Annotated in this window: 7 protein-coding genes, 1 pseudogene and 1 other annotated feature; of the genes and pseudogenes, 5 read left to right on the plus strand and 3 right to left on the minus strand. The window is 63.2% G+C overall.

What is annotated here, in order from left to right; translation table 11 throughout:
• Window positions 1-820, plus strand: an 820-nt coding sequence (locus MXC99_RS01010; RefSeq protein WP_247723772.1) for a PD-(D/E)XK nuclease domain-containing protein, incomplete at its 5' end; no start/stop codon positions are given.
• A gap of 92 nt (window positions 821-912) precedes the next feature.
• Here the strand turns inward: MXC99_RS01010 and cysQ are convergent.
• Window positions 913-1,719 (minus strand): 3'(2'),5'-bisphosphate nucleotidase CysQ, encoded by an 807-nt coding sequence (cysQ, locus tag MXC99_RS01015; protein WP_247723773.1) that lies wholly within the window; start codon window positions 1,717-1,719, stop codon window positions 913-915.
• Window positions 1,720-2,591: 872 nt separating this feature from the next.
• Here cysQ and cysD point away from each other — a divergent pair.
• Both cysD and cysN read left to right on the plus strand, forming a co-directional pair.
• Window positions 2,592-3,506 (plus strand): sulfate adenylyltransferase subunit CysD, encoded by a 915-nt coding sequence (gene cysD / locus MXC99_RS01020; protein ID WP_247723778.1) that lies wholly within the window; start codon window positions 2,592-2,594, stop codon window positions 3,504-3,506.
• A gap of 1 nt (window position 3,507) precedes the next feature.
• The gene (cysN, locus tag MXC99_RS01025) at window positions 3,508-5,412 is read left to right on the plus strand and encodes a sulfate adenylyltransferase subunit CysN (protein WP_247723774.1); all 1,905 of its coding nucleotides are present in this window, start codon (window positions 3,508-3,510) and stop codon (window positions 5,410-5,412) included.
• On the opposite strand, the pseudogene MXC99_RS01030 reads toward cysN, so the two are convergent.
• Window positions 5,410-5,923 (minus strand): annotated as a pseudogene (locus MXC99_RS01030) (IS3 family transposase); the annotation flags it as partial. The gene cysN and the pseudogene MXC99_RS01030 overlap by 3 nt on opposite strands.
• Window positions 5,834-5,960, minus strand: a sequence feature (AL1L pseudoknot). (Overlaps the previous pseudogene by 90 nt.)
• Before the next feature lie 84 nt (window positions 5,961-6,044).
• Window positions 6,045-7,052, minus strand: coding sequence for a DUF475 domain-containing protein (locus tag MXC99_RS01035; protein WP_247723775.1), 1,008 nt, complete (start codon window positions 7,050-7,052; stop codon window positions 6,045-6,047).
• A gap of 253 nt (window positions 7,053-7,305) precedes the next feature.
• Here MXC99_RS01035 and ald point away from each other — a divergent pair, with 253 nt between their 5' ends.
• Window positions 7,306-8,439, plus strand: coding sequence for an alanine dehydrogenase (ald, locus tag MXC99_RS01040; protein ID WP_247723776.1), 1,134 nt, complete (start codon window positions 7,306-7,308; stop codon window positions 8,437-8,439).
• A 197-nt stretch (window positions 8,440-8,636) separates the two neighbouring features.
• Window positions 8,637-9,677, plus strand: a complete 1,041-nt coding sequence (locus tag MXC99_RS01045) for a tetrathionate reductase family octaheme c-type cytochrome (protein ID WP_247723777.1) — start codon at window positions 8,637-8,639, stop codon at window positions 9,675-9,677.
• Window positions 9,678-9,780: the final 103 nt, after the last annotated feature.

The following is a 9,780-nucleotide window of genomic DNA, read 5'->3' on the forward strand; positions in this document are numbered from 1 at the left end:
CACCTGGTACAACGGCTACAACTGGACCGGAACGGCGGTGTACAACCCGTTCGATCTGTTGCTGCTGTTCGACAAGCGCGAGTTTCGTCCGTACTGGTTCGAGACCGGCACGCCGACCTTTCTGGTCGAGCAGTTGCTGGCGAGGCAGGTCTTTACCCCTGACCTGAGCCGGATCGTGGCCATGGAGACTTTGCTGTCGAGCTTCGACATCGATTGCATGCCGGTCGAGGCGCTGATGTTCCAGACCGGCTACCTGACCATCGACAGCATGATGCGGATGGGCGGGCGGATCGAATACACCTTGAAGTATCCGAACGTGGAGGTTCAGGCCAGTCTCAACGGCGCGGTGCTCGCGGGCTTGGCGGCGGGCGACACGCTGCAGTCTGGCCAGCACACAGGCCAGCTGTATCGCCGGCTGATGGCCAACGACTTTGCCGGCCTGCAGCAGCTCTTCACCGCCTTTTTTGCCAGCATTCCGCACGACTGGTATCGCAACAACCCGATCGCCCGGTACGAAGGCTATTACGCCAGCGTGTTCTACAGCCACTTCGCCGCGCTGGGGCTGGACATCCGGCTGGAGGATGTGACCCACAAGGGCCGCATCGACATGGCGGTGCTGTTCAACGGCAATGTGTATCTGTTCGAGTTCAAGGTGGTGGAGCTGGTGCCCGAAGGCAAGGCGCTGCAACAACTGCGGGATCGGGCCTATGCCGACAAGTACCGCGCCCGCGGCGAGCCCATCCATCTGATCGGCGTCGAGTTCAGCCGCGACAGCCGCAGCGTGGTGGGGTTCGAGGTGCAGAGCCTGGGCGCCGAATGATCCTTGAAACCGCAGTTGTGGCATCGAAATGCCCTTCGAAACGCCCGCTGCGCGGGCTGCTCAGGGCGAGCGGGGGGTTTCGGCGCAAGGGGTCAGTCTTGCCGGTGGCCGTTATGCTGCGCACCTGCACCCCATGCGGCGAAGTGCGGGTTGTCGAAGCCGGGTTTGCCGTAGCGTAGCGGCGTGCCGTCGGCAACGACTTCGATGCGCCCTCCAGCCGCAAGCAGGACCGCGTGACCGGCAGCGATATCCCATTCCATGGTGCGACCGAGTCGCGGGTAGACGTCCGCCTCTCCGCTGGCGACCAGGCACAGTTTGAGGGACGAGCCTGCGCTGCGTGTTTCGGCAACCTGCCGGCCCGCAAGAAAGCTTTCGAGGGCGGCCGCGTCACCATGCGAGCGGCTCGCGACCACGACCAGGCCTTCGGCAGGGACGGTGCGGCAGGCGATGGGACGGCGATGCCCTTGCTCTTCGACAAAGGCGCCTGAACCCTGCGCGCCGAGAAACATACGGTCGAGTGCGGGGGCGAAGACGACACCAAGGCCCGGTTGACCATCGACGACGAGGGCGATGTTGACCGTGAATTCACCGTTGCGGTTGATGAATTCCTTGGTGCCATCGAGCGGGTCGACCAGCCAGAACACGCGGTCGACTTCGGGTACGCGCCCAGCGGCGACCTCTTCTTCAGCGATGACGGGAACGTCGGGGGACAGCGCACGCAGGCCGGCGAGGATGATGGCTTCCGCGCGCTCGTCGGCAGCAGTGACGGGGGATGCGTCGTCCTTGCCGCGGACCTCGAAGTCGGACGCGTAGACTTCGAGAATGGCGTCGCCGGCATGACGGGCAATGCCGGCGATGGCTTGAAGTGTGTCGTGGGGCGAGCGGAGAAGATCGGTCATTGGCAGGTGGGGGGATGAGATAAACACACGTATTGTAGCCTTGAGTTTTATAATCGCCCGCCTCAACGCTTAAAGGTTTTAACCCATACATGCCTCACCCGCCTGCCGACACCCGCAGCCTGACCGCTGATGTGCTCAATAAGCGGCGCCAACGGGCTGTGCGCCTGCGCTTGTCGGGCATGACGCTGCAGGCAGCGGCGGACGCAGCGCAGCTGACTGTGCCCACGGTGATTGCGGCAATGCGCGCTTTTGAGCGGGGTGGATGGAGTGCCGTGGCAGTGGGCAAGCGCGGCCGAACAGCCGGTAGCGGACGATTGTTGTCGCACGAGCAGGCGTGCACCCTGCTGCAGCACCTTGACGATCCAGGTGCCGGCGTGTGGACCGATGATGCGGTCGCTGAGGAAGCACTAAAACATTTCGGCGTCGACATGGGCGTGCGGACCATGGGGCAGTATTTGAGCGAATGGGGTATTGCACGAACGGACTGGCGCTACACAGGCGGCGCCAAGGTTGCGGCGATGTTCTGTGCGGTGCCGCACGAGCTCACGTGCGTCACCGCAGATGGTACGCAGCGGCGCCACCGCTTCCTGGTGGCGCGCGATGCCCGCCAGCGCCTGGCCTTCGTGAGCCTGTCACAAACGCTTGGCAATGCACTTCTGGCGCTGGTGAAGCACTTTGGTGCTGCGCCCCCGCGCGCAGCGGACACGGTTGTCCGCCTCGGGGGCTTCGCACTCGAGCGGATCGACACCACCAGTTTGCCTGCTGGGTTGCGCTTGGTGGCGATGCAAGCGGCTGCGACGCATACCTTGCTGCCTGCGCGTAACGTCCCGCTGGCGCGCCCGATTTCCCGATCTTTTGTGGATGAGCCGAAGATGACACACGACGCGAATACATTGACCCACCTACAGCGACTGGAAGCAGAGAGCATTCACATTCTGCGCGAGGTGGTGGCCGAGGCCGACAACCCGGTGATGCTGTATTCGATCGGCAAGGACAGCGCGGTGATGTTGCACCTGGCGATGAAGGCCTTCTATCCGGCGGTCCCGCCGTTTCCGTTGCTTCACGTAGACACACGTTGGAAGTTTCAGGAGATGTACCGCTTCCGCGACCGTATGGCGCAGGAAACGGGTATGGATTTGCTTGTGCACATCAACCCGGAAGGAGTGGAGAAGGACATCAACCCCTTCACCCACGGTTCAGCGATCCACACCGACATCATGAAAACCGAGGGACTGAGGCAGGCGCTGGATAAGTACGGCTTCGATGCGGCCTTTGGCGGCGCGCGCAGGGACGAAGAAAAGTCCCGCGCCAAGGAGCGTGTGTTTTCCTTCCGCAGCGCGCAGCACCGCTGGGACCCGAAGAGCCAGCGACCGGAGCTGTGGAAGCTGTACAACGCCAGAAAACACAAGGGCGAGTCGATGCGGGTGTTTCCGTTGTCGAACTGGACCGAGCTGGACATTTGGCAGTACATCTACCTGGAAAACATCCCCATCGTGCCGCTGTACTACGCGGCGATGCGCCCGGTAGTGGAGCGCGACGGTACGCTGATCATGGTGGACGACGAACGCATGCCGTTGCGCCCGGGCGAGGTGCCGATGATGAAGAATGTGCGCTTCCGTACCCTGGGCTGCTACCCGCTGACCGGTGCAATCGAATCCGAGGCCGATACGCTGCCAGCCATTATTCAGGAGATGTTGCTGACGCGAACCTCCGAGCGCCAGGGGCGCGTCATCGACCACGATTCAGCCGCTTCGATGGAAAAGAAAAAGCAAGAGGGGTACTTCTGACATGGCACACGTTTCCGACCTCATCGCCACCGATATCGAGCAGTACCTCAAGCAGCACCAGCACAAGAACCTGCTGCGCTTCATCACCTGCGGCAGCGTGGATGATGGTAAGAGCACGCTGATCGGGCGGCTGTTGTACGAATCGAAGATGCTGTTCGAGGACCAGCTCGCCGCCGTCGAGGCCGACTCCAAGAAGTACGGTACCCAGGGCGAGGCGATCGACTTTGCCCTGCTGGTCGACGGGCTGGCGGCAGAGCGCGAGCAAGGCATTACGATCGATGTGGCCTATCGCTTCTTCTCGACGGATAAGCGTAAATTCATCGTTGCCGATACGCCGGGCCACGAGCAGTACACCCGAAACATGGTCACCGGCGCGTCGACGGCAGATGCAGCGATCCTGATGGTCGATGCGCGCAAGGGCATCCTCACCCAAACCCGGCGCCATAGTTATTTGGTGAGTCTGCTTGGAATCCGCCACATCGCGGTGGCGATCAACAAGATGGACCTGGTGGATTATTCGGAGAAGATTTTCCGGCGGATCGTCGACGAGTATCGCGAGTTTGCGGCGCGCATTGGCGTCGAGGACGTGACCTTTATTCCGATGTCGGCCTTCAAGGGTGACAACATTACCTCGCGAAGCGACGCCATGCCCTGGTACCACGGCACTACGCTGATGGGCTACCTGGAGACGGTGGAGGTGGACGACGCGCGTATGCAACGCGCACCGTTTCGGCTGCCAGTGCAGTGGGTGAACCGGCCGAACCTTGATTTCAGGGGCTTTGCAGGCACGATCACAGGCGGTGCCGTCGCGGTCGGAGACCGAATTCGCGTGCAGCCGTCCGGCAAAGAGAGCCGCGTGGCGCGCATCGTGACCCAGGACGGCGACCTGTCGCGTGCCATCGCAGGGCAGTCGATCACCCTGACGCTGGAGGACGAAATCGACATCTCGCGGGGTGATCTGATTTCGACCGCCGACGCGCCGGCAGAGGTGGCCGATCAGTTCGAGGTAACCCTGATCTGGATGCATGACGAGCCCCTGCTGCCCGGCCGCCCATATCTGTTGAAGATCGGCACCCGCGCAGTGACGGCGACCGTCACGAGCATCAAGCACCAGATCAACATCAATACCCTGGAGCACGTTGCGGCGCGCACGCTGGAACTGAACGGTATCGCCGAATGCAACCTGGGCATGGATCGTGCAATCGCCTTCGACGCTTATCGCAGCAATCGCGACACGGGCGGCTTCATCCTCATCGATCGCCTCACCAACAACACCGTTGGCGCGGGCCTGATCAACTTTGCGCTGCGGCGGGCGCACAACATCCACATGCAGCATGTAGATGTGAACAAGGTGGCGCGCGCAGCCCTGAAGCATCAGAAGAGCTGCATGCTGTGGTTCACTGGCCTGTCCGGCTCGGGCAAGTCCTCGATCGCTAACCTTGTCGAGAAGAGGCTACACGCGCTCGGCCACCACACCTATCTGCTCGATGGCGACAACGTGCGTCACGGGCTGAACAAGGACCTGGGTTTCACCGACGCCGACCGCGTGGAAAATATTCGCCGCGTTGCCGAGGTGGGCAAGCTGATGGTCGATGCCGGCCTGATCGTGCTGACCGCGTTCATCTCGCCGTTCCGGGCCGAGCGCGACATGGCGCGCAGTCTGGTTGACGAGGGCGAGTTCATCGAAATCTTCGTCGATGCCCCGCTCGAGATCGCCGAGCAGCGCGATGTGAAGGGCTTGTACAAAAAGGCTCGGCGCGGCGAGTTGAAGAATTTCACCGGGATCGATTCGCCCTACGAGCGACCGGAAACGCCTGAATTGCGCATCGACACCAGCCAGGTGAACCTGGAGGCAGCGGCGGACGCAGTGCTGGAGTTACTAAAAACAAGGGGCGATAGAGCCTGAGCCGCCAGCCCACGATGTAGCGGGCGAAGACGTCGATGACGAAGGCCACGTATACGAATCCTTGCCAGGTCGAGACATACGTGAAATCGGAGACCCAAAGCTGATTCGGGCGCTGTGCGGCGAACTGTCGATTGACGCGATCGAGCGGACAAGGCGCAGCCGGATCGGGCCGGGTGGTCCGTACCGCCTTGCCACGCATCGCGCCCCGCAGCCCTTGGACCCGCATCAACCGCTCGACCGTGCAGCGGGCGACCTCGATGCCTTCGCGCTGCAGCTGCCGCCACACTTTGCGTGTGCCATACACCTGCAGATTCGCCTGCCAGACCCGCTCGATGTGGCACGCCAGCACCTCGTCACGACGGGCCCGCGCACAGCGCAAGGCCGGATCGCGCCGGCGAGCCACGGCGCGCCGATAGGCCGACGGGGCGACCTGCAGCACCCTGCAGATCGGCTCGACCCCGAAGCGCTCGCGATGCGTGTCGATGAAACCGTTCATCCCTTGTTGCGGCGGTCACATGCGCTTCGCTCCGAATCAGCAACAAGATGTCGGGTGCGGGAACCACGCACCGCTTCAGAACCCTATCCGCCCGGTCACATCCTCAGAGCACGCCACAGAGGGGAGTATCGCCGGCTCATCGTGGCGCAGGGCTGCGCAGGGAACTCCAGAAGGCAGCGCCGATCAGCACTGCGCCGATAAGGCCGGTAACGGTTTCGGGAATATGCACGTGGACGCCGATGAACATGATCGTCGCCAGCGCTCCGATCGCCCAGAATGCACCGTGCTCGAGGTAGCGATAGGCGTCCAGCGTGCCGCGATAGACCAGCATCAGGGTGAATGAGCGGACGAACATGGCGCCGACGCCGAGACCGGTGGCGATGATCGGCAGGCTGGTGGTCAGGGCGAAGGCACCGATGACGCCGTCGAAGCTGAACGATGCGTCGAGCAGTTCGAGGTACATGAACCCGGCGAAACCGGTTTTTGCGGCGACTTTGCCGCCTTCTCCCGGTTCGCCGCCCATGATCGCTCCGAGCCCGTCGGCGGCAATGTAGATGACCAGGCCCCAGATGCCTGCGATGATGAACTCGACCCGCTGATCCGGAGTGTCCAGCCAAGCCGAACTTGCCAGGATGACCAGGAGTGTCAGCAGGATTTGTGCCGCCTCGAGGCGACCGAGGTGGGTCAACGGAGCCTCGATCGGCGCCAGCCAGTGCGTATCCTTGTTGGTGTCGATGAAGAACTTGAGGAACACCATCAGCAGGAAGGCGCCGCCGAAGGCCGCGATTTCGTGGTGTGCCGAAGTCAGCAGGCGGGCGTATTCGTCGGGGTTGAATAGCGCGAGGTGGACCACCTCCAGCGGTCCGAGGCTGGCGACGATGCCGACGATGGCCAGCGGGAACACGATGCGCATGCCGAATACCGCGATCAGGATGCCCCACAGGAGGAAACGCTTCCGCCATTTCTCGTCCATGTCTCGCAGCACCGTGGCGTTGACCACCGCGTTGTCGAACGAGAGCGAAGTCTCCAGCACTGCCAGCACGGCGATGATGAACGCTGCCGGGGGGCCGCCGAGCAGATACCCACCGACGAGGCTCAGTGCGGTGAAGCCGATCGACCAGCTGAAATACTTGAGGTTCTGCATGTGTGCTGAGTTCGGACCTGAATGGGGCTTTCCCCCGAGTGGGGGGGCATTCTAGCACCGGGTCTGGTGCGCATGAGCCTGGCGTGGTCGGTGCGAACGGTGGCTCGCCGTAGCGACTGGCTTGCGGTTGCCGTGCGGCAGGATACCGCAGTGCCGGCGGATCGGTCGCAGGCCGGGTGTCCTATACTGTGTGCAAGAAGAGGCGGGTGCCCGCATGATGCTACGTGCATGAATCGCCACACAGGAGCAGGCTGTGATCATCGGGGTTCCAAGGGAAATCAAGAACAACGAGTTCCGTGTCGGGATGACGCCGGCCGGGGTTGCCGAGTTTGTCGCCCATGGTCACACGGTGCTGATCGAGCGCCAGGCGGGAGATGGCTCCTCCTATGGCGATGCCGACTACGCGATGGCAGGGGCGCAGCTGGTCGATGCGGCTGCGGAAGTGTTCGGCGCAGCGGACATGATCGTCAAGGTCAAGGAGCCGCAGGCGCCCGAACTGGCGATGCTGCGACCCGGCCAGATCCTGTTCGCCTACCTGCACCTCGCGCCCGACCGGGCGCAGACCGAAGGCCTGCTGAAGTCGGGGGCGGTCTGCATCGGCTACGAAACCGTGGAGCTGGCGGCCGGGCGCTTGCCGCTGCTGGCGCCGATGTCCGAAGTCGCCGGGCGGATGGCGGCACAGGTGGGCGCATCCTTGTTGCAGCGCCCGAGCGGAGGGCGCGGCGTGCTGATGGGAGGGGTCGCTGGCGTCCTGCCGGCGAACGTGCTCATCCTCGGAGCGGGGACTGTCGGCATCAACGCTGCCTATGTGGCGAAGGGAATGGGGGCGAGCGTCACCCTCATGGATGTGGATATCGAACGTCTGCGGCAAATCGAGTTCGCCTGGGGCAGCGCGGTCCGTACTGTGTACTCGACCCGGCACGATGTCGAGCGGATGGTGGCCGAGGCCGACCTGGTGATCGGCGCAGTGCTGCAGGCCGGGGCGCGGACGCCAGTGCTGATCACGCGCGACATGCTCGCCCTGATGAAGCGGCGCGCGGTGATTCTCGATGTCGCCGTCGATCAGGGAGGCTGCATCGAGACGATCAGGCCGACGACGCATGCCGATCCGACCTACCTGGTCGATGAAATCCTGCACTACGGGGTCACGAACATGCCGGGAGCGTTGCCGCGAACGTCGACCCAGGCGCTGATGAACGCGACCCTGCGCTATGGACTGGCGATCGCCGACAAGGGCTGGCTGCGCGCGGTGTGCGAAGATCCGGCCCTGGCCAGGGGGGTCAATATCCTCGAAGGCCGCATCACCAGCCGCCCGGTGGCCGAGGCTCACGGCCTCGCGTTTACGCCTCTGGAGGTGTTGGTGCCGTGTTCCGACGCACCTTGGTAGGGGCGGCCCCCGATGGAGGCGGCGATGCGCGGGCTGCTTGCACTGCGTGCACGGAGTGACGCTCCTTGATTCGAATCAAATTAGACAATTATCAAAAAGTAATGCTCGGACGGGCCTTACCATGGCAGGGAAGCATCGGCTGATGGGGGGAAACCATGGGCAGGCGATCATCCTGGTTGCGCTGTACTTTCGGCGCCATGTTGCTGATGGTAGCGAGCGCCCTGGCTGGCGCGACGGTTACCGGCACGGCGGATCACGCTAAATTCGACGGACTCAAGGGGCCGTTCAAGAGCGGTGCGGAAGTGACCCGCGCCTGCCTCGTCTGTCATACCGAAGCGGCCCGGCAGGTGATTGCGACCCGGCACTGGAGCTGGGAGTACGTCAATGCCGATACCGGCCAGAAATTGGGCAAGAAGACCATGCTCAACGGCTTTTGCATCGGCAACCGCTCGAACGAGCCTTTTTGCCAGTCCTGTCACATCGGCTACGGCTGGAAGGACGAGACGTTCGACTTCACCGCCGAGGATGCGGTCGATTGCCTGGCCTGCCACAACACCGGCGACTACCGGAAGCTGGCGGGGTTTGCCGGCCACCCGCCCTATGAGCGCATCGAATATCCGGCGAAATCGGGCAAATTCGTCGAGGCGGTCGATCTCGCCAAGGTGGCGCAGCAGGTCGGCGCGACTTCGCGCCAGACCTGTGGAGCCTGCCACTACTACGGCGGTGGCGGGGACGGCGTCAAACATGGCGATCTCGATTCCTCGCTGAACAAGGCAGCGAAGGAACTCGACGTGCATATGGCGCAGGATGGGCTGGACTTCAGTTGCGCCAGCTGCCACGAGGCGGATCGGCACAAGGTGGCCGGCAGCCGGATCAGCATGACCGGGGCGGACCCTCACGGGGCGCTGATCCGCGGGCAAAAGACCGAGCGCAATCCGGCCAGCTGCCAAGCCTGCCATGGCGACCGTCCACACAAGGACGGCTTCGTTCAGGCCGGACGCCTGAACGATCACACCCGCACGCTGGCGTGCCAGACCTGCCACATTCCCGAATTCGCCCGCGGCGGCGTGCCGACCAAGATGAACTGGGACTGGTCTGCGGCAGGCAGGCTGACTCCCGAAGGCCAGCCCTGCCAACTCAAGGACGATCACGGGCACGTAATCTACGACAGCAAGAAGGGCGAGTTCGTGCTGGGCCAGAACGTAAAGCCCGACTACATCTGGTTCGACGGAACGTAAGCGCTCCACGAACCCCATTCTTACGTAGCTCCGTGTGAGCCCGCATGCTTCGGCTTCCGTTTCTCAGGGAGCACGAGCATGTCGGAGCGCAGCAAGTTCTGGT

It is taken from the genome of Thauera aromatica, assembly GCF_023093595.1.
Lineage (GTDB): Bacteria > Pseudomonadota > Gammaproteobacteria > Burkholderiales > Rhodocyclaceae > Thauera > Thauera aromatica_A.